13 protein-coding genes are annotated in these 22755 nt (G+C 57.7%); 1 reads left to right on the forward strand and 12 read right to left on the reverse strand.

The features are described from left to right. Positions 1-1144: 1144 nt before the first annotated feature. The 12 genes from RISK_RS13585 to RISK_RS13645 form a co-directional block, all read right to left on the reverse strand. Positions 1145-3487, reverse strand: a complete 2343-nt coding sequence (locus RISK_RS13585) for a serine/threonine-protein kinase (RefSeq protein WP_083434968.1) — start codon at positions 3485-3487, stop codon at positions 1145-1147. Positions 3488-3576: 89 nt separating this feature from the next. Beyond that, positions 3577-4581, reverse strand: a complete 1005-nt coding sequence (locus tag RISK_RS13590) for an NAD-dependent epimerase/dehydratase family protein (RefSeq protein WP_047814846.1) — start codon at positions 4579-4581, stop codon at positions 3577-3579. Between the two features lie 738 nt (positions 4582-5319). Then, positions 5320-8280, reverse strand: a complete 2961-nt coding sequence (locus tag RISK_RS13595) for a membrane protein (RefSeq protein ID WP_047814847.1) — start codon at positions 8278-8280, stop codon at positions 5320-5322. Next, positions 8277-10883: a BatA domain-containing protein gene (locus tag RISK_RS13600; protein WP_047814848.1), complete on the reverse strand. Its 2607-nt coding sequence runs from the start codon at positions 10881-10883 to the stop codon at positions 8277-8279. The genes RISK_RS13595 and RISK_RS13600 overlap by 4 nt, the downstream gene beginning before the upstream one ends. 251 nt (positions 10884-11134) lie before the next feature. After that, complete coding sequence (locus tag RISK_RS13605; protein WP_047814849.1) at positions 11135-12016, reverse strand: DUF58 domain-containing protein; 882 nt, start codon at positions 12014-12016, stop codon at positions 11135-11137. Beyond that, complete coding sequence (locus RISK_RS13610; RefSeq protein ID WP_390173933.1) at positions 12006-13067, reverse strand: AAA family ATPase; 1062 nt, start codon at positions 13065-13067, stop codon at positions 12006-12008. The genes RISK_RS13605 and RISK_RS13610 overlap by 11 nt, the downstream gene beginning before the upstream one ends. Before the next feature lie 219 nt (positions 13068-13286). Continuing rightward, positions 13287-15722, reverse strand: a complete 2436-nt coding sequence (locus tag RISK_RS13615) for an alpha/beta hydrolase (protein ID WP_236696280.1) — start codon at positions 15720-15722, stop codon at positions 13287-13289. A 163-nt stretch (positions 15723-15885) separates the two neighbouring features. Then, positions 15886-16587 (reverse strand): hypothetical protein, encoded by a 702-nt coding sequence (locus RISK_RS13620; protein ID WP_236696277.1) that lies wholly within the window; start codon positions 16585-16587, stop codon positions 15886-15888. After that, entirely contained in the window at positions 16584-17156 is a 573-nt protein-coding gene (locus RISK_RS13625) for an RNA polymerase sigma factor (protein ID WP_047814852.1), read from the reverse strand. Before RISK_RS13625 ends, RISK_RS13620 begins: the two co-directional genes overlap by 4 nt. Positions 17157-17159: 3 nt before the next feature. Continuing rightward, complete coding sequence (locus tag RISK_RS13630) at positions 17160-17891, reverse strand: FHA domain-containing protein (protein WP_047814853.1); 732 nt, start codon at positions 17889-17891, stop codon at positions 17160-17162. A 369-nt stretch (positions 17892-18260) separates the two neighbouring features. Next, on the reverse strand, positions 18261-19706 hold the full coding sequence (locus RISK_RS13640) for a UDP-glucose 6-dehydrogenase (protein WP_047814854.1): 1446 nt from the start codon (positions 19704-19706) through the stop codon (positions 18261-18263). Positions 19707-20050: 344 nt separating this feature from the next. After that, positions 20051-22165, reverse strand: a complete 2115-nt coding sequence (locus RISK_RS13645; protein ID WP_047814874.1) for an esterase/lipase family protein — start codon at positions 22163-22165, stop codon at positions 20051-20053. On the opposite strand from RISK_RS13645, the gene RISK_RS32235 reads away from it, so the two are divergent. Then, entirely contained in the window at positions 22134-22277 is a 144-nt protein-coding gene (locus RISK_RS32235; RefSeq protein WP_160311448.1) for a hypothetical protein, read from the forward strand. The two genes, RISK_RS13645 and RISK_RS32235, sit on opposite strands and share 32 nt — an antisense overlap. Positions 22278-22755 lie beyond the last annotated feature (478 nt).

Here is a 22755-nt window from a genome sequence, read left to right on the forward strand (position 1 = left end):
GATCCCAGCTTTCACCTGGGATCGAACCAACAAACTGCTCCGCGACTCCCCGTCTCTGCGTCCAATTTCAATCGCGACCGCGCCACACGGCTCGACAGCTTCAGACCGGCACGCAAACAGTTGGGGACAACTGTTTGACTCTGAAGATGCAGACCAGGCCGGCGACATCGATCGCCAAGACGCAAGGCGATGCGCGAGCACAACGACCTATTTAGCAAGAGCCATTTGCTTCCGGTCCTTGCGAACGAGTTCAGCAAATCGAGAGACCCTCTGCGTCTCAGCGACTCACCGCCTCTGCGTCCAATGCCGCTCGCGACCGCGCCAAACGGCTCGACAACTTCAGACCGGCACGCAAACAGTTGGGGACAACTGTTCTACTCTGAAGATGCAGACCAGGCCGGCGACATCGATCGCCAAGATGCATGGCGATGCGCGAGCACAACGACCTTTTTAACAAGAGGCATTTGCTTCCGATCCTTGCGAACGAATTCAGCAAATCGAGAGACCCTCTGCGTCTCAGCGACTCACCGCCTCTGAGTCCAATTCCGCTCGCGACCGCGCCACACGGCTCGACAGCTTCAGACCGGCACGCAAACAGTTGGGGACAACTGTTCTACTCTGAAGATGCAGACCAGGCCGGCGACATCGATCGCCAAGACGCAAGGCGATGCGCGAGCACAACGACCTCTTAACAAGAGGCATTTGCTTCCGGTCCTTGCGAACGAATTCAGCAAATCGAGAGACCCTCTGCGTCTCAGCGACTCACCGCCTCTGCGTCCAATTCCACTCGCGACCGCGCCACACGGCTCAACAGCTTCAAACCGGCACGCAAACAGTTGGGGACAACTGTTCGACTCTGAAGATGCGGACCAGGCCGGCGACATCGATCGCCAAGACGCATGGCGATGCTCGAGCACAACGACCTTTTTCACAAGAGGCATTTGCTTCTGATTTCTGCGAACGAATTCAGCAAATCGAGAGACCCTCTGCGTCTCAGCGACTCACCGCCTCTGCGTCCAATGCCACTCGCGACCGCGCCAAACGGCTCGACAACTTCAAACCGGCACGCAAACAGTTGGGGACAACTGTTCGACTCTGACGCCAAGACTCCTCCGCCCAAACCGTTTTTTCAGAACGCGTTCCCTTACCCCAACGTCATCGTCTCGATCCGTTCTTGTTGCGGTGCAGGCGACTCGTCTTCTTTGGCGGCACGCCGCTCGTCTTGCGTGCTAACACGGCGAACGACCCACCACAAGAACAAGGTCATTCCCAAGATCGATGCGATCGCAAACGCTCCTTCGAACAGCAACGACCGACGCAACTCGGACACCGGCCCTAGTACTTCAGACAATCGATACTGAACCAGCACCAGCAAATCGGTTTGCCCCTCGGAACCTGGCAGCGGACGCCCATCGATGCCAAGCGGTCTGCCGCGTTCACGTGTCGCGTCCGCGGGCGGTGCAGCGTGGGTCGGCCGAGGCAGAGTGACCGGTTCCATCGCCGCGATCCATTCACCCCCGAACCCGTTGCCCACCGAGGCTTTCGCCATCGGGTCGCGATAGTCGACATCCCCGCCTTCGAGCAACCGATCCATCGTCGCACCATCGACCTGGTAACTCTTGTCCGAGAACGACTGCCGCTTCTCTCGCAGTTGATCCATCAAGGGATGCTGCAAGACCGTCCCGCGAAGATCACCTTCGCGGGCCTCCACCAACACTGCCACTTGGCTGGGGTTGGCAGCATCCGCATTGTCCCCGGAACCTGACCGCTGCAACAATTGAAAGTCACCTAAATTGATGGTCGCCACGAACACAGCGTCTGGATCTCGGTCCGGTGTCTCTCGACGACCACTGACAACCACACTCCCGTCTTCTAACCACAGCGGCGTGCTGATCGCAACCTTCCACATCTTCGTCGCAGTGCTCTGAAACGCCGAGCTCAAGTGGGCATGGCGAAGCGGCTGCACTGATTCCATCGGGATCGTTGACGGATAATCGTCCTTGCGACCGGTGTAGTAGGTACGGTAGGCGAAGTTTCGCCCCACACTGTTCTGCTCTCTTGGAACCGATTTGCCATACACAATGGTCATGATCGTTCCGGCACGATCCGTCACAAACATCGTCGCCAATCGCTGGCGAGGCTTGCCCGGTTCAGATGCCTGACGGTACTGCGCCAACCGCTCAGACAGATACTCATCCAAACGCAACTGAGCCGGATGTTCCAGCAAGATATCCCGGGCCGCGAGAGCATCTTCCCGGACCAGTGCTTCCACAGGACTGGACGAAGAGGCAATCCGTTCCAACACCGGCTTGGATGTTTCGCCTTCAATCAAGTCGGCCAGCAAGACTTCAAACGTTTCTCGCTGGGCCTCCTCGTGCACCAGGTCAAAGTAACGTTGAATTTCTGTTTCCAACGTTTGGGCAGCCAATCGAGCGGCAAATTGATTGCTTCCAAACGCTTCGGTGCGAAGCTCCTTCGTCGCCGTTCGTGTCGCCAAATCAATGCTGCGAGCGCCGAAGAAACAAGTCGCCATGATCAGCAACAAAGGCCCCACAATCCCCAGCAACATCAACGGCCGCCGCGAGCGGGCTTTATCGCGGTGATGCAGATCATCCAAAATCTGCTGAACATTGCTGTACCGAGATTCCGGATCAACGTCCAAGCATTGCTGCAAGACTTTTTTCAACGACCGGTCGATGTCCCGCCGCGAAAGCTGTTCCGCGGCAGGTGGTGCCAGCGCAATCGCCTCGCGATACCGAGCCAAGCGACCTGGCAACGATCCGGCGGTATCCAACTGAGACAACAAGGCCTGATCCCGGTGGGGAGCCGTCCCCGCCAACATCCGATACAAAATCGCTCCCGCCGCATACACATCCCATCGCGCGTCCGGTGACGATTGAAAGTCCGCTTGTTCGGGCGCCATGTAAAACAGCGTTCCCATGGCCGGTGTTTGGTCGTGCGACATCCGGCTTTGACCAAAGTCAGCCAAGCGAGGTTCGTTGTCAGCAGCCAACAAAATATTCGCAGGTTTGATATCGCAGTGCAGCACGCCCTTGCCGTGGCAGTGATTCAGCCCAATCAAGATTTTCCGAAACAGATCAACCGACTCCGCCACCGGCAATCGCCCTCGGCGGACCAACATGTCCTCCAGCGAACCACCTTCGATCAACTCCATCACGTAGTACGGCGGGTCCGCGTCCCAGCCAACTTCCAGGACCTGCACCACATGTCGGTCAGCAGACAACTGGACCAAGTTCTTGACTTCCCGCGACAACAGCGACCAATTCACACCGCCGCGGTGCAAGTAGAACTTGACCGCAACGCCGCGACCGGTGTTGATATCACGCCCAACCCAAACCTGTCCAAAGGCCCCCGATCCCAGAAAACGCTGCAGACGCACACCGGGCACTTCCGCCGGCGGCATCGTCGCGCCCATCGACAACCGACGCGCAGCCGCCTGGCCGCCGATCGTTTGCGACTCCGTCATCGACTCCCAACCAGCTTCGGAGCCGGGAGCGTTGTCCGAGTCATCCGACGGAGGCCCGGGAGTCGAGTCCCCGGGAGGTGGTGGCGTATTCACCCGTTGTTGACCTGAGAAGAAGAACGTTGAGTCGCGGTATCAATCAATTTGCTCAGCCCCTCGTGGAGCGGTGTGAGCTCGCGGCCAAGAATCCTTTTCATTTTGGTGATGTCTGGGCAGCGACGCGTCATGTCACCCTCGGGAAGCGGCGGCAAATGCACCACCTTGGACGAACTGCCCGTCATTTCGATCACCGTTTCCGCCAGTGACTTGATGGTCATTTCGATGTCGCTCCCGACATTGATTGTTTGGCACGCCCAAGTCGGGTCGTCCAACACGCGGGTGGTTGTGTCCAGGTTGTCATCCACAAAGCAAAACGTTCGCGTTTGCGTCCCGTCGCCATAAACCGGAATGTCTTCTCCAGCGAGCGCCGCGGCAATGAACTTCGGAACAACAAAGTCCGTGGTTTGCTTGGGCCCATACGTGTTGAAGAATCGAAACACATTGAACGGCAACCCGAACTCTTGGTGGTACGACCGGAAGTACGACTCGCCCAAGTTCTTGATGATCGCGTAGGGCAATCGCGAGTTCAACGGCGTCGTTTGCTCGTGCTGTGGCATCTCCACCGGTTCGCCATACACCTCGCTGCTGCTGGCGTAAAACACACGTCCCACCCCCGTGTTTTTGGACAGCGACAAAACGTTGCGGATTCCGTCGATGTCTTCCAACACCGCGACCGGATTGGCCAGCGTCCGTTGAACCCCCACGAGCGCCGCGTAGTGGAACACCGCATCAAAACGCGTGGCCGTCATGATCGGCGACAAATCCTCCAATCGGTTCACATCGGCTTTGATGAACCGAACATTCGTGGCCGACGCGGGAGGCAACTTGGATCGATCGCCCGTGACCAGGTTGTCGACCACGACGACTTCGTTGTTGGATGACTCGGCCAACCGGCAAGCCAAGGAGCCACCGACGTTGCCGGCACCACCGGTGATCAAGATTTTTCGTTGCGACTGCGTCATGGTGATCATCAAAGAGAAGAGAAACTCACCCGACAATCATAGCTTTTCGAAGTCTCGCCCGCGACGCGTGAAAAACGGGAGCCCCAAGGAGGCCCAGTCGCAATGACACATTGCATCCCCCGAGGAACACAACGCTTTGACAAATCCCGCCTGCCCAGAATCCTTCAGCAAGAATTCCCAGAGCCAAGTGCTACCCTCTGCGTCTCCCGCACCTCCGCGTCAAACTTCACTCGCAACGAAGCCAGGCCGCTCGACGAATCCACCCCCGCTCGCAGACAGTTGAGGACAACGGTTCTCCTCTGAATCAGTGTAGAACAATTGTCTCAATTGTTCCGTCCGGCCAGTCGCCAACTCCGAACCGTTCCCTCGTCCAAGGCTTCCCGCGATCGCGTCACGCTGCTCGACAGTTCCACGCCGGCACGCAAACAGTTGAGGACAACTGTTCTACTCTGGATCAGCCAAAGTCCAACTTGGAACCAAGACGACAAACTCCTCTGCGTCTCCGCGACTCACCGCCTCTGCGTCAAACGTCCCCCGCGATCGCATCAAGCCGCTCGACGATTCAACGCCAGCACGCAAACAGTTGGGGACAACTGTTCTACTCTGGCTCCGCCAAAATCCAGCTTGGAACCAAGACGACAAACTCCTCTGCGCCTCCGCGACTCACCGTCTCTGCGTCAAACGCCCCGCGATCGCGTCAAGCCGCTCGACGATCCCACGCCGGCACGCAAACAGTCGGGGACAACGGTTCGACTCTGGCTGACCCAACAAACGTCAAGCCAAGCGATGCAACCTGCGTGTCACCCATTCGAAGGTCAACACCGATGCGATCAACCACATCAACACCGCGTTGCGACGCAGCGTGAACGCGGAATCGGGGGTGCCGGCCAACAAGGTGACTTGCGATTGCGGCACGATGGCCTCGGACAACGTCGCTTTGACATCGCTCATTGACGTTGACTCATCCACCGGAACGTATTCCCCACGTGTCGCCGACGCTAAGTTCATCAATTCATCGTCGGCTCGTCGCGGTCGTTCCAGTTCGCTGGTCGGCAACCGCACCTGCACACTCTGGCGAAGCAGTTGTTCATCCAAAGCGTCGCCCACAGCCAACTGAATCTCGTAGCCACCACTTTTGGTCGCGACAAAGTTGCCGGTGTAGGTGCCACCGCGAGGCGAATCCGCCGCAGGAGTCAGCTTGAGGTCCTTGATCTTTCCGTCGGGAGCCAACAATTTCGCGGTCACCGATGGTTCCGTCAGCGGCTGAAATTGATCGTCCACCAACACGGCTCGAAGCGTGATGTTCTGCCCCACCATGGCTCGATCTGAGTCGACCAACAACACGCCGCGATTGCTGTCTCGCAGAAGCCGACCTTCGCTGACCCAACGAATCAGTTTGGTGTAGTAGCTGTCAAAGTATCGATCACCGGCCGCACGCAACCGCCACACTTCGCCACTGCCTTGGAAGAAGACTCGACCGGCACCATAAAACTGACTGGCCATGAAGATCGGCAAACTGCCGCTGACTTCCGTGGTCGGATCCGAGAAGTAGGCGTAGACCTTCGCACCAGGCTTTGCACTTTTGACTCCGACATAGTCGTAGAAGCCACCAAAGTCATTCCAGATTTCAAAGCTTTCTTCGGGCGAATCTGCCACCCACAAAAATTCCGCTTGCGAGGACTCTGGCGTGAACTTCAATGGCCATGCTTCGGAACCGCCTTGGCGACCACCACCCAGCAACGGGCCTCGGGTGGCCAAATTCACAGGGAAGAAGGCACCGATTTGGTTGGAACGCGGGTCCGATCGGTCCCCAGAAATCTTGGGATGAAAAACCGGCCCCGCCACCAAGACCAAACCGCCGGCCTGCTGCGTCATGAAGCGGTCCATCAATTCGAGCGACGCGGAATCAATTGCCGACCAATCCGGATCGAACATCACCACGGCGTCGTACTCGAACAACTCTTCTGCGGTTTCCGGGAATCGGGCCAGCAACTCATCCGCGTCTTGGCTCATGCCTTGAACGCCAGTTTGCAACCACACATCAAGTTGCACGGACTCGTCGCGGAACAACAGGTTGCGAACGAAGCGATATTCGCGGGTCGGACCACCCGCAATGGCCAACACTCGCAACTTGCGAGCAACCACTTCATAGCGAGCCGTTTGCATGTTGTCGTTTGCGTTGCGATCTTCCGCGGGAGCGACGACACGAACGGCCAGCCGCCGACGACCAACCGTTTGTGGTTCGATCTCAAAGCGAATGTCCGTGAGCGTCGCGTCGGGTTCCAGCTTGACTCGCTGGGTTTCCAACACCACGCCGCCAGGCAAACTGGTCACTGCATCCGCCGATCCAGGCTCGCTGACGGAGCTCCCTTCGCCGGTATCGAGTGCGTCCACCAATTCCACGTCGACTTCCAACGGAGCGGTCCCAGTGGCCTGCAACACGGACGCGACAACAAACTTGTCGCCAGGATACACACGACGTGGGACTTCCAAATCAACCACGCGAATGTTGGTGGGCGGCTGGCTGCTGCCCAAGCCGACCGGGTAGACAGCCACCTCGCCGCGACGAGCCAATGCCAACGCCGATGACAACGAAGCCCCGCCATTGTTCTGGCCGTCGGTGATCACAATCACTCCGGCCAAGGTGGTCGGGTCGTGATCCACGAGAACTGATCGCAAGGCGTCTCCAATCCGGCTCTGAGCCCCGCCCGCCACGATGACCTCGTCCCAATCGACGGCTTTCATCGTGGGTGATTCAGGATCGCCGTCCAACTGATCGCCAGCATCTTCCGAGCCAGCATCTTCCGAGCCAGCATCTTCCGAGCCAGCATCTTCCGAGCCAGCATCTTCCGAGCCAGCATCATCCGAGCCAGCATCATCCGACTCAGCATCATCCGACTCAGCATCTGCCTCAGCTTCTGATTCATCCGATCCGGATCGCTGTTCCCAACCAATCAGCTGGGCCAAGGAGCGATCGGTGTGCACTGTGTAAACGCCGCCGACGGAAACGATCCCCACGACCAACGTGATCGCCGCGACCAACAGCGACCACCCAATCGCAGAAGCCGAACCAGGAGTCTCCGCCCCCACGGCACTGGTTCTCCGCCGGGCACCCGATTTCGCGTTGCCGATCCCCAGCACTCCCATCGCGAAAGCGACCAGCGACGCGACCGCGAAGACGGCCAAGCAAAACCCGCCAAACAAAACAAAGGGACTGACCGGTTCCACCAACGCATCCTCAATCGCCGATTGCTCGTCGTTCGCGGTGATTTCTTGATCGAATTTCGTTTGCACCAAACGAGGCTCGGTCGCTTGGTCAAACACGTAAACGCTGGTTCGATGCTCTTCCGCAAACGATTCCACCAACTCCGAATCGGCCACCAACTCACGCGCCCGTTCGACGCGAGAGGGGGCTGCGATGGAATCGCCCGAAGGCAGCGACATGCTTTGGCTGGTATCGACCATCACAATGACTTCACTCGGGCGAGTCACCCGACGTTCCGTCCGCCGAACCAAGTCAAAGAACAAAAACACGAGCGCCGTGACCGCGACCAAGCGCAGCCCGATCAACGTCCATCGCACCGGACGCCGAAGCTCGCCGACATCGCGTTTGTAATAGTGAACACAAGCGGAATAGGCCACGGCCAACCCCAAGACCACGGCAGCCCAAACCCACCATCCGTCTAAGCGTGACGCTCTCGCGAATTCGTAAACGACTTGTTCTGAAGGACTCATCGCGATGCTCCCGCCGTGGATGAATTCGCACTGGACGCTGTTCCACCGGAATCATCGTCACCATGACTGGACGCACCAACGGTTCGTTTCCGAGATCGACCGCGTGGTGCCGGACGCGGCATCTCCGACGCGGGACTGGTTCTCACGCCACGACGTTGGCGGCTTCCGCTGCCTCCATCACCGGTCGGACGAACGTGGTACGACGCCCACGCCGCCAGAGCTTGCTCGATCGCCAGCATCAACATCAACAGAGCCAACAACACCAACAAAAACGTCGACATCCCGCCGCCAACTCCTGTGTCGCCCCAATCCCCCGGAGAAAGAAACTCGACCTCCAATGGCAGCAAGTCTCGGATCACTTCGGCACTGGTCACGCGAGTCAAATCCGATTCACCGACATTCAGCACCGAAGCAACGGGCAAGACGCTGGTTTGACCATCCGTTCCCGTGCGCTGCCATTCAATCGTTCCGGGAACCAACAATTCGTCCAAGCCCGCTTGGTCCGCCACGATCAATTCACGTGGCGAGACAGTGATCGACGATTCGTTTGCAGCCGCCTCCAATTCAATTTCCAATCGCGGAGGTTCGTCCGCCGGTGGAAGCAACACGACCGTCGGCAGATAGCTTTCGCTGGGCACAGCAACCTCAGCCACCGAATCCACCATGCGACTGGTGGGCGGAGCGGCCCCGCTGAACAACATCGCGTTGCTTTGCAGCAAGAAGACCACAAACGTCGGGTCACCTGGCCAGTTGTTCCAATTGCCATCCAGTCCCGTCGTCACGGTCACCACACGGCCTCGCCCGAACCCATGCAGCGTTGCCACCGGAGTCTCATCAGCACGAGCCAGCAATGTTTGAACATTCGATTGGATTTCTTCGCTGCCATCGATGGGACCGGTGTCCGACTCGTCACCCGACAACTCTTCCCTCAATTCCTCGGCGGCCGATCGAGCGGGAACCCATTGCCGGCGAATGCTGACCAACCCAAAGATTCCGTTCCCAGCCGAAGCGATTGGGCCCAGCAACTCGGCGTTCTTACCGAGCACCAACTTGGTCGACTCATCCGCTAAATCGCCAAGTGAAACCGTCGGGGCGATGTCAAACGGCAGCAACCCACCGGCTTTGCCACCCACCAAGGTGTTGTAATTGTCCGCGTTGACATCGTCGCCCAAAAACCAAGCCAAGCCGCCTCCGTTTTGAACGTATTGCTTCAACGAATCAACCGCGCGCTTGGAAAGCTCGGGCACATCAATCAAGTAGACCGCCCGATAGCGTGAGAGTTGTTCGACCGTCACATCTCTCAGCATGGTGACCGGTTGCACTTCGGGGATCGCACCGATCCGAACTTGACTGCCTGGATCCAAAACCGAGGACACATGATAGGCCCCAATGGCATCCGAATCGCCGCCATCGATCACCAACACACGCTGGGCATCGGCCAGCGGGATTGTGCAAACTCGTGAGTTGTCAATCTCCAACGCATCCGCTGGCAAATCGACCTGAACGACGTGTGTGCCGACCTTGTTGACAAAGATCTGAAACGACTTCGTCAGTTGCTGCCCGCCGGGAATCGAGTCAATCAAAATCACTGGCAGGTTCTGAACTTCGCCACTGACCGTGAGCGTCGGGTCCGCGGTTTTGACCTGGTCACCGTACGTGATCACGCTGGCGGACAGAGCCACGTTGGTTGCCTCTCGCGGCGAGTAGTTTTTGACCGTGACATTGACGACAACCGGAACGCCTGCGACCCAAACATCGGGCGTGGGAGTCAGATCGGTGATGGCGAGATTGCGAGTGGTGTTGCTGGCTTGATTGGGCACGCAATCGATCATCTGAATCTTTGCGCCGGCTTGGTCGACCGACTCCAATGCCTCTGCCATCCGCCGTGGTGCCGCCCAATCACGCTGAGTGAAATCGCTGACGACATACAAGGTTTGAGAGTCCGCGGTGGTAGCAGCAATCAGGTCCGATGCCAAATCGATCGCCGACACCAAATCCGTCCGCAGCGACGAGGCCCGAGTCGCCATCAAACGTTCGACTTGCCGCCCATCGGGGGAAATCGTTTGAGCGGACAAATCCGCGGCGACGTCCGCCGAGGCGTTTTCACCGGCCGCAACCATCGCGGCTCGACTGGCTCGCATCACCGTGAGCGTGTGGCTGTCGCCGTCCGCTGCCAATCGCTTCACCAACCCGGCCACCGACGCCAGCGCCCGGTCATAGGCGGTGTTGCCCACCAACCCGTTTGCCTCCGCGTCCGCGACTTCATCCGCTGTCCCCCGGCGAGAAACGATTTGCTGCATCGAATAGCTGTCATCCAACACGATCACATGGTGCGTCGTCTGACCACCGAGCGCACCAATCCATTGACGTCCGCCCACCAACCCGGCCAGCAACGCAATCAACAATGCCGCCACCGCCAACCGCGAAAGCAACAGCAACAACTGACGCAAGACAATCCAACGGCGCTGCTTGCGGTAACTGGCCAGCAAGAAATCCATCGCCGCCCACTTGGTTCGGCGATGCCGAAGCAAGTTGATCAGGTGAACCAAGAGCGGCACCGCGACAAACGCGAAACCAATCGACAGGGCGGGATAAAGGAACAAAACGCTAGTGCTTTAAAGGTTGGACTCGAGGGAACGAAAACAGGTGTGTCATAGGCTTCCAGCCTGTGTTTTCGACTCCACAGGCGGGGAGCCTAGTGGTCTGTCAAAGTTAAAAGTGAGGATTGTTCGTAGTGGACGAGGCGACGAGTCCTTGGATTTAACGCCAGTTCAGGACTCGTCGCCTCGTCCACTACCCTAAAAGTAAGTCGTGACAGGCCACTGATTGCATTGTTTTCCATGGATGCACCAGCTCAATTGCGAAGTTTTGGGAGAGCTTGCCGAGCCGAGAGAAAACGGGCCAGGACCGCATCCAGTGGCTCGCTGGTTCGGACTTGCAGGTAATCAATTTTCAACCGGCCACAAGCTCGCCGTGTCTTTTCTAGAAAGCCATCGAGTGCCTCGAGGTAACCTTCCCGAAGAGCCGCGGGATTGCAATTCAATGCCGACTCAACCTCCAAGCCTTCGAAGCGGGTCGCCCCCGTGAAGTCAAAGTCCATCTCATCGTCGTGCAAAACATGGATCAACGCGACATCGTGCCCGCGAGCTCTCAGAACTCGCAGACCTTCTTGCAGTTCCTCCACCCCGAGCAAATCGGAGATCACGCAGACCACACCAGCCCGGGGAATCGCGGCGGCCAGCTGCTTGGCGACTTGATCGAGCCTGGTCTCGCCTTCGTGATCGGCGGACGCCAAGCAAGTCAACATTCGGTTGAGTTGATGCTGACTCGATTTCGCTGGGACACTGTCACGAAGCTGCGTGTCAAACGTGTACAGCCCGCAGGCATCCTTTTGGCGAAGCGCTAGGTAAGCCAACGACGCTGCCAACGATGCCGCGTACTGAAATTTGTTCTCATCGCCTTCGCCGTACGACATGCTGCCGCTGCAGTCGACCAACAATTGCAAACGCAAGTTGGTTTCCTCTTCGTACTGCTTGATGTGCAACCGATCCTGACGCGCGTACACCTTCCAATCGATATGCCGCAACTCATCGCCGGGAACATACTGGCGGTGCTGCAGAAACTCGATCGATTGGCCGAAGTATGGACTTCGGTGCATCCCTGAAAGAAACCCCTCCACCACTCGCCGGGCGGTCAATTCCAACCGGCGAATGCGAGCGGTGACCTCAGGACGCAAATATCTTTTGGAATCGGGCATCGCGAGACAATTCGTCCTCGGTCGTCGGGGTGGCGTCAATGATTCGGGCGACCACTTCGTCGCTGGTGATGCCTTCACTTTCGGCAGCGAAGTTCACCACCATCCGGTGACGCAGTACGGGCGGTGCGAGAGCTTGGATGTCTTCCACTTGGACGTGATGGCGGCCTTGCAACAACGCGCGAGCCTTGCCGCCGAGGATCAAGAACTGAACCGCACGCGGACCAGCTCCCCAGCCCACCAGGTCCTCCACGAACTCCGGCACACCCTCACCGCCAACGCGAGTTTGTCTGACCAACGACAACGCGTAACGCACGATGTGATCGCTGACGGGGACTTGGCGAACCAATTGTTGCAGTCGCAAAATCTCTTCACCGCGAAGAACCGGCAGGGCTTCCGCCACCGCGGTCCCCGTGGTCCGCCTGGCCACTTCAAATTCTTCATCAAACGATGGGTAGTCAACATAGATTTTGAACATGAACCGGTCTTGCTGAGCTTCCGGCAGCGGGTACGTGCCTTCTTGCTCAATCGGGTTCTGCGTCGCCAACACAAAAAACGGGTCGTCGAGTTGGTGCCGTTCGCGACCCGCCGTGACCTGCCGTTCCTGCATCGCTTCCAACAACGAGGCCTGCGTCTTGGGTGGGGTCCGGTTGATTTCGTCGGCCAGCACCACGTTGGCGAACAACGGCCCCGGCATGAATCGCAATTCGCGATGCCCGGTCGCACGATCCTCTTCCATGATCTCGGTGCCCGTCACGTCGGCAGGCATCAGGTCCGGAGTGAACTGAATGCGACTGAATGACAGATCCAAGGTTTTGGCGAGCGTGCTGATCATCAACGTCTTGGCCAATCCAGGCACGCCTTCCAACAAAACGTGCCCCCGACTGAACAAGCAGATCAGGATTTCATCAATGACTTCCTCTTGGCCGACAATGATCTTCCCCAACTCATCCAGCACTCGTCGACGAGCGTCATGAAGCAAGTTGATGTCCGCTTCACCGATGGCAGCGGAATTTGATTCAGGTGCATTCATCCAGGATGTCTCAATCGGGATATCTTTGTCCAACGATCACGCGGCGACGATCATGTGTTCAATCGTTCCAGTACGCCTTACCAAGGTAGTCCACCGGACACCGGCAGAGTAGACCAGTCAAATGGGCCGCGTTGAGTTGTTACGTGGCCGGCCTGGACGAAGGGCTGGCCCACACACCCCCCCCCTCCCCTCGCCGCACCGCCGCAAGGGAAGCGGTGATCAGGGGATTTGCACCTTCCCCCAAAACGGACGCTCCCGATCGGCCCGCACACGCACATCCTCCAGCATCACCCCCACGGATTGATCAAACGTGAAGTCCTTCCGTCGAGAGCGGTAGCGAACCGTGATCGTCTGCTTGAAATCCAGCGGCATCTGAGGGTACAGCCAAACGGAGTAGGAATCCGACGGAGCCTGCGTGATGATGACCTCGTTGTTGGCCATCACGCGAGCCTTCACCGGGGCGGCTTTCAGTCGTTCCGCATCCGCCCAAAGAACGGGATTGATGGACAACCCAGGCAACATTTCGTCCCATTCCAGCCACCAAAAATACCGATCGCCCTCTCGCATTGAAACGACTTCCAATTCATCCGGGGGCGCGGGACGGCGATGCCCAGGCGTCTTCATCCACTCAAAGATCCGGTCGGCTTCCTCGTAAAAGAAATCCAAACCGCGACCGCGATACAAAACGATCATCGCATCGTGATCGTAAGTCATGTAACGATCGTAAATGGCACCAAAATCTCGCAACGGCACACCGTCTTTGTCGCCCTTGACGATGTAAACGGGCACGTACTTGGAATTCTCGTTGTAGTGCAACAGCGTCTTGCCAGGCCGACTGCTGATACTGATCATGCCCGCCCACAAATCAGGATGGGAGATCGCAATGTCCCAAGCCGCGGTGCCACCTGGCCCATGCCCGCCAATGAACACTCGGTCAGAATCAATCGCGAAGTGACGCAGGGCGTGACGCAGCGAACTCAACACCGCGTCGTGCTCTCGCATCGTGTACTCGTAGTCGCCTTGTCCGCCTCGCGTCCATCGCGGGGCGACCACAATGAAACCATGCCGGATCGAATGGCCCAACCTCATCGTTGCGGGCGGTTCGGGTTCCTCGACCGACGATTCATCCACCACTCGATCTGGATCGGAACTCTGCTGCAAAAACGCTTGCTGCGGGACTCCTGACCACCAATTCAACTGCGTCTCCGCGATCGCACCGGCGGCATGCATTGCGACCACACAGGGATAAGTGCGATTGGGGTCGTACTCCGGCGGCAACTGCACCACGTAAGAAACAGGCGGAATCGCGGATGGATCCTCGGCTTGCGCCACATGAAATCCATTTTGATCCAACCCGACATGGAACATCCCTGCCACGGACGGATCCGCGACGATGGACGAGTCCGACTGAATCGCATCGATCATGGGCGGCTTCATCAACGGCAACATCTTCGCAATGTAGTCCGCTCGCGCGCCTTCCAACGAAGACAGTCGCGTGAGAATCTCTTGCCGTTTGCCGGGATCCTCTTCCACCAAAAATTCGCGAACCAGCGATCGCACATCGATCAGCGACAAGACGATTTTCAAGTTGGTTTCCCCGGAACCATTGCCAAGCAACCAACCGGCCACCGCGAGCGACACGCGTGTTTCGGGATCCATCGTCGCGTTGCCCCCCATCCGAATGAAGTCACTCAACCGGGGCAGCGTTTCCGGTGACAGCTCCGCTTTGATTTCGGCAACCAATCCGCCCAACGAATCCTGGACCGGCTCCTGCAACTCACCCACCAAGGCCGCCAATCGCTGGTGGACCATGTCGACCTGCTGCTGGGTCTCCTCCATCGAACCGAGCAAGTCCGCGACCTTGACCTGCGTCACGCGACTGACAACTCGCGTTGGAAACTGGTCCAGAATCGCGCGAGCCAATTGAGGCTGACCGGACTCCCGTCGCAACTCGGCTTGCTCCAGCAACTGCCTGGCTTCGTTTTCGACATATTGACCCACGATCGGCTTGAGGTCCGCACTGTCGGGGAACTCATCCAAGATCCGAACCAACTCTCGACGGGCGTCTGCGTAACGCTCTGACTCCGCAAAAAACCGAACGACGTTAAGCCGCGCGTCGACATTCTTGGGATCGGTGTTCCGGCGAAAGATGTCCCGCAACTGATCGCTGCTGATGCTGGACGTCGCAATTCGCATGTCCAGGTTGATCGAGTCGTCCGTCTTCAGCGCCTCCACCTTCGCGTACTTCGCCGTCAGCTCGGTGATGCCTTGCAGGATCGCGAACGGAGATCCCGAGGGACCTCGCACGGTCAGTCGCCGACGCCCAAATTCATTGAAAGGTGTCACCCCGAGTGCCTGGCCGATGGACGCGACCTGCTCGCCCCCATCCGGCACCGGCTGGAAAAATTCAATCCGCTCATGCAAGTCGGGGACATCGCGTGGCTCGGCGGCGACCATCCCTCGCCGGTGCACGTACGTCCGCCGCAGCCCATCGTCGACAACCCAAATGGGACGGTTTTGAATCCCGCCTTCATTGCCAGCCGAAAACGCATTTTGGTTCATGCTGGCGACCTCCAGGTAGACGCCCCGCAACACCATGCCGTTCCGCAGTGAGATCAACTGCTCCGCGTGAACCAATGTCGCTTGGCCCAACACAACCCCAATGAGCGTCGCAACGAGAACCACCGAACCGCGGCCATTTGCGCGACCTTCTTTCGCCCGGCCTCTTTTCACACGCCCCCTCTTCTCCCGACTCGACACCTTCCTGTCATCCGAGTTTGAAAAGGTGTCATTCATGAGGACTCAATGTTGAAAGCAATCAGTAGAAAAGATTGGCGGTGCGTTGCAGCGTCCTGCCAAGCGGCGCGACACCGACGCTTAGCTGTGCGACGGTTGGACGCGACTGCGCGATCCACTGTGCCAGCAACAAGGACTGGCTCGAGGTTGAATCCACCGCCGCCTCACCGGACACGAGCAATGCCCCCTTCGGCGAAAGCACCTCGTCTTGGAGGCCGAAAGCTTCCCCCGAGAGAGCATTCGCAACGGTCCCCTTCGCGAGCCACTCAGAATGGCTGGGCACGGGTGACGCACCTTTCCATTGTAGCCCATCGCCCGTGGTCCCCACGCCAGAATTCGCTTGGTCCACCGACAAATGAGTGCCCGGTGCCCGCAAAACAATCACGGCCAAAAAACAGGCTGCGACTGCCACCGACCAACGGACAGCCAATCGCCGGAATGACACCCTGGCCGTCGCAGCGCTCAGGTTGCCACCAAGATCCTGACTTCCGACTTCCAAGTGACGCCAAATCGCGAGCGTCTGCCGACAATGTTGGCAATCAATCAGATGCCCATCGTTGTCAATGTCCGCTTCGGCGTCCGCGTCAATCCACTGATTCAAACGCGACTCGAACGCGTCGCAGGCAGGTCCCCCACCACCGGAACCGGGCGCCAGAGCGTGAGACGCCGGGGGCGTTTTGACAGGAGACGACGTGGTGACAGGAGAGACGGGGTGATGACTCACGTGACACCTCCTGATTCGCGAACGCGGTTGATCACCTGCAGTCGCGCTCGGTGCACCCAAGTCTTGATCGTCCCCGCGGGATGGCCCATCACGCGAGCAGCTTGATCGTAAGACATCCCGTCAAAGTGGACCAATTCAAACGCTCGCCGAGGCGAAGCGCCCAAGGACTCCATCGCGTCGCGAAGCGACTGGGTCGCTTGAATGCCGTTGGCCGGGGAATCCACTCCAGCGATGGCCACGTGCGAATCATCAATTCCCGACAACCGGGGTTTGGTTCGCTGCTTTGCCAAAAAAGTCCGGCATCGGTTGCCGGCGATCGTGGTCAACCAAGGTTCAATCGGTCGGGTTCGATCCCATGACTGAATCGACGCGGCAACGCGGCGGAACGTTTCCTGCGTCAGGTCCTCGGCGTCTTGATGATGTCCCAACCAGCGAACACACACGCGATACACCAAGTCGCGATGACGGCGAAACAGCTCGGTGAAAGCAGAATCCATCCGGGCATCACGCCCCAGATAGGCATCCGCCAAGGCTTCGTTGGACAACATCGCGAGCGAAACTGTTTTCATGCCTTAACGGCCGCTAAAGAAACGCTTCAAAGCATCGTCGGCAGCGTCTCGCGAATTCTCTTTGAGTGCTTTCTTGGCCCCTTCTGGCAGCTTGCCAGGCTTGCTCTTGGGGGGAATGACTCGCGAGCCCGTGCTGGTGTCATCGTCGGACGACATGCGAGTGTCATCGTTCTGCTTCTTTCCAGGCACGTCTTCGATCATCACCGTGCCATCGACGGACAAATCGTCGCTTTGCTCACCCTCTTTGTCATCCAGGCGAAACTGGCGGGTGTCCGGGTCGGTTTGTTTACGAACGCGATCAATTGCGTCCGCTTCGTCCAACCAGCAATCGACATCGACATCTTCGAAGCGACTGTCGTCGCTCGAACTCTCCTTGGTTCGCTCCGCTGCGTCAGCAACGCTTTTGACCTCGGGCTTTTTCGCAGCCTGCAAACCGTGCTCGATGACAAGCGAAAACATCAACTTGCCAACACGCAGGTTGTCGCCGTCCTTCAGGACCTTGGCTTTGTCCGCTGGCAAACGTTTGTCGTTGACGAACGTTCCATTGCGGCTTTTCAGGTCCTGAACCAGGACGCGGCCATCTTTGATCGCCAAGATGCAATGCCGGCGGCTGACCGACTCGCTCTTCGGACGAAGCTGACAAGATTCACTACGTCCAATCAAGAATCTCTTGTCGGAGACCTCGATCTCTTTGCCTTCGTGGCTGCCCGATTGGACTCGCAGTCTAACTTGCATCGGTACCCTTCGTTGCGAAAACCAGACGCACGATTCTTTTGCGACCGTGCGCGACTTGAATGGTCAAACGTGGTTCATGCCTCTGCAAAAGAAGGACCAATCCCAGCCCTTCTTGTCACCCTTCATTTTCACAAAGAGCGAATTGCAAGCAATCTTGCAACCATGTTCGCCGCCGATCTTATTGTAATTGAACGAATAGCGGGAGAGGATTAATCCCCCTTTCAATGCTCATATCGTGGCTTTCGCCGCCACTACCTCTTCGGGACCAAGCAAAACCCCCTCCACGGTAGCGTCTTGAACGGTCCAATGCAGCCCACCTGGAAGTCAATGACTTGGCTCGAATGGGCCCACCGCGTCCGCCGAACCGACTCAGCGTCGGAATCCGATGCCTTGGTAATCAAACCCCATCTCCTCAAGCCCCAGCCCCTTCAGCGTGTTCCGACCGTCGAAGATGAAGGCCGGCTTCTGCATTCCTTCCCGGATTTTCTTGAAATCCGCCGTGACGAACTCATCCCATTCCGTCAGGACCGCGATTGCGTGTGCGGAATTGGCGGCGGATTCGGCATCCGAGACCACTTCGATGTTGTTTTCGATCAACTGACGCGAGGCAGCACTGATCTCTTGATCACCATTCCGGAAAACCGCTTCCAAGTCCGCCACAACTTGCGCCTTGGTGACTTGCGGGTCGTAGATCGACAACCGAGCCTTTTCCAACAACAGATCGCGACAAACGTAGATCGCCGCTGATTCACGGGTGTCATTGGTGTCTTTTTTGAACGCGAATCCCCAAACGGCGATCTTCTTGTCCGACACCGTGTTGAACATCGTCCGCACCATGCGGTGGACAAAGCGTCGCTTTTGGTAGTCGTTCATCGTCACGACTTGCTGCCAATAATCGGCCACTTCGGGCAACCCAAAGTACTCGCAGAGGTAAACGAGATTCAGAATGTCCTTCTGAAAGCACGAGCCCCCAAAGCCCACCGATGCCTTCAAGAACTTGGGACCAATCCGCGAATCCATCCCGATCGCCATCGCAACTTCGTCCACGTCTGCCTCAGTGGCCTCGCAAAGTGCCGAGATCGAATTGATCGAAGACACTCGCTGAGCCAAGAAAGCGTTGGCGGTCAACTTGGACAACTCGCTGCTCCACAAATTCGTTGTCAGCACTCTCTCGCGAGGCACCCACTGGGAGTAAACCTCCACGAGAGCTTGCACGGCAGCATCGCTTTCCCCACCAATCAAAACACGATCGGGCGACAGCAAATCATCGATTGCGGTCCCTTCCGCCAAAAATTCGGGGTTGGACAGCACGTCAAACGTTGCGCCACTGGTCGCTTCCGCGAGGATCGCCTTGACAGCTTCCGCGGTCCGGACGGGCAATGTCGACTTTTCAACGACGATTTTATGCCCCACGGAAACCTCGGCAATTTTTCGAGCGCACTTTTCAATGAACTCCAAATTGGCAGCGCGGCCGGCACCCACTCCAAACGTCTTGGTCGGCGTGTTGACCGAAATGAAGATCATGTCAGCGTCGCGAATCGCCTCATCGACTTCCGTCGTGAAAATCAGATTCTGGTCACGACGGCCTCTCACGATGTCATCGAGACCGGGCTCATAGATCGGCAACTCATCGCTGTTCCACTGCGCGATCCGAGCCGCATTGATGTCCACCACTTTGACTTCGATGTCGTGACACTGGTGAGCGATCATGGCCATTGTGGGACCGCCCACATATCCCGCACCAATGCAGCAGATTTTCGTAACCGGACCGATTGCAGGATGCTCCGAAGCGGGGGCAGAGGCGGTAGCAGTCATAGAATCAAAACAACAGTGAAAGGAAGAAACTGAGATGACACGCGGGATGAGCAGTTTAGTCCAAACGTCCTCTTTCGCCGCTGCGAAACCATCCCCTGCACGCGGATTCAGCGAGCGTGAAATTCGGGATGGGACGCCTGTGCCGGTTGCGAGCCCTCGTCAATCCAGACTCGACGGCGCCCCATTCAACACCAACGGGGACAATGCCGCACCCCAACCAGACGCGATGGCAATTGATCCAACCACCCGCCTGACAGGAGGGAAGATCGCACCACACTGTCAAAATCTGCGATCGAGAAATGCAGCGAGGAAAATCCCTTCTCGCAAAATCTCTGGGAGAGAAACTACCGCCGAGACGATTCGCTCGGTGGGCTGCTCATCAGCTGATAGACCGACGGACGCCCGCCGGAGAGATTGGGGGCTACATCGGTGATCATCCCCGAAGCTCCATCGCTCATCAACGGTGTCGAGGACTGAGGTGCCCAAGCCAAGCGGTCTTCGGAATCGACCTCCTCGAGGTGATCCAGCAGAATCCGTCGCACTTCGAAGATGGCTTTGCCCGTCATATGCAACTTGGTGTGCGTCGCATCGACCACCAGCTCACTTTGCGTGTCTTCCATCGTCGCGCTGGAGTATTCCACCACCCCATCCCCTCGGTGATGCCGTCCCGCCAACAGCGGCGGATCGTCCAACACACCGATGATGTTGTGGTACTTCACATGCGACGATCGCTTCGCCCGCAACATCACGGGGAAGATCGGTGAATCCGGAGCCAACGAGTCCACCGCATTGGCTTCTGTGAGCAACCGCGTGTCACGAAAGAATCCTGGGTTGGCGCGTGTCAAACGAGTGCTGGTTGAAACCGCCATGCGTGGCAATTTGATGACCTTGCCGGCCAACCAACGCGTGGTGGTGTTGGCAAGGTTGCTGCCTCGATGCGGCGTTCCAATCGTGATCACCCGACCAACGGATTGGTTCGGGCGAAACTCCAAGGAGCTGACAAGTTTATGAATGTCCTGCGGCGGACCTCGAAGCTTCTCTTTGGGTTTGTCACTGACCAGATTCCAAAAGTCATCGCCACTGTCGATCGTCTGCATGCGACTGACCAACCCGCCCATGCTGTGTCCCACCAAGACGGTGTGATCAATCGCCCGATCCTGGCCCGCAGGGTCAAACGTTTGACGCATCGCAAACAGATCGCCGCGCAACTGAGTCGCACTGATCCAGAACGGTTGCCCAGAGGGATACAGATAGAACCAGAATTGATAGCGTTCACGAATTTCTGGAAAGCTTCGCAGGTCATTGAACATGTCCATCCACGTCAACGGGCTGGACCAAAGCCCGTGCACCATCAACACCGGGATCCGGTTGGGATCGTACGGTTCCAACATGTACAGACCACGCTTCTCTTGTGCGTCGTCTGGATCGAGCAACCCTTCGGTCGCTCGATCTCGCTTGCGATACTCTTCACTGTCGAGGAAGAACGCCAACGGGGTGGTCAGATCGGTTTCCAGTGGCACCCAATCATTGGCCAATTGAATCTGGTTCGCTCGCAACGGGTCAAAGAACTCCAACACGCAAACCACGTTTTCATCCGCAGCACCAAACTCGTTGGCTTGCGAGGCGGTATGCGACACCTGTTGCACCGAAGCCAAATCACCAACGTTCGCCAGGCCACCGGTTGTTCCCGTTCCGCCACGCCCCTTCGATGGTTCGGTGGAACAGCGCAGCAGCGCTGTCACCGCGTAACTCAAACCTTCGGGATAGTACTTTTCTTCGGGATGGCCTTCGCCACGTGGTTTCCGCACAGCGATCAACGGCACACCGAGACCGTACGTGGTGTGCCGATTGTTCAGCGTTTTGATGTCGTAATCACTCACAAATTCGTAGTGATCAAATTCGTCTTCCTGCCAGGCACCACGCATCTCGGCGCGAATCACGAACTTTTGATTCGCCGTTTGAATCGTGTAAGTCTGGCCAGGGCGCAAGCGATTTTCAGCGCACAACAGACGCAGCAGGTCCTCCAACGACTCGTTGTACAAATCGCAAACGGCTCGAAATTGAGGGTCGTATTGATTGCGAACCTCACCCAACTGGTTGCCGAACAAATAGCGGTAGCTGGTCGTCAGCGCGATGCCGTAATAATTCATTGCATCGCTGGAACGCCCGTCGCGATCGGCAATCTTGCCCTCGACATAAGACAACTCGGACAAGGCATACGCCAATTCCGTGTCGGGGTTCTGGGCGTTGAGTGCCTGCAACCGGTGCAGACAGATCTGGCTGTCGTCTTGATACGTCTCAATCAGCCCGTAGCGCCGCAGTGTGCTTTGAGTCCGAACACTGATTTCGGGGCCGCGCCACCGAAGCAAGTGCAACGAATTGGTCAGAGCATTTTCGCGGATCGATCGATTTTCGAGATACCGCGATGTGATGCACCCCGATGAAGTGCAGCACAACAGCAACAACATGATCAGCGAGGCGCAGCACCGAACGCTCGCCAAAGCGGGCGATTGCGAACGGGGAATCGGTCGTGTGGACGAACGATTGAAGCAGACCATGGGCGGACACTAGGAAACTCGTTCCAACCGTGTCAACGCAGACATGGGGAGCTAGGCAAAATGCGAACCTTTTCGACGCAGACGCTCGATTCGACGCCCTCCCGAGGAGGTCGTGCAGATGATCGATGCCGCATTTCAGCGTGTTCCTGCATGCTGATACCTCCCCCGAAACGAAGTGTGATGCGCAGCACTTCGAAACGGCACGCCCTGCCAAGACCAAGAGGATGAAAACCAAACGAGTTCTTGTGCAGGGATGGGGCGTGGCAGCCTGTTGATTTCATCCATTTCGCAGATCGAACGATCAGCCGACGGGCGCTAGCCTGGACTGTCAAAAGGTTGGTATTGACACCGCTTTGGACTGCGCAGGTTTTGTTCCTCGACTTCGCCCCAACGGGGCAGCCCTATGCCAGCCCAGGGCAACGCCCTGGGTTGTGGCTGCCCCGTTGGGGCGTAGGACAGAATAAAAATCAACGTCGCATTTTCCGTGTCAA

The sequence above is a fragment of the Rhodopirellula islandica genome (assembly GCF_001027925.1).
Classification (GTDB): Bacteria; Planctomycetota; Planctomycetia; order Pirellulales; family Pirellulaceae; genus Rhodopirellula; species Rhodopirellula islandica.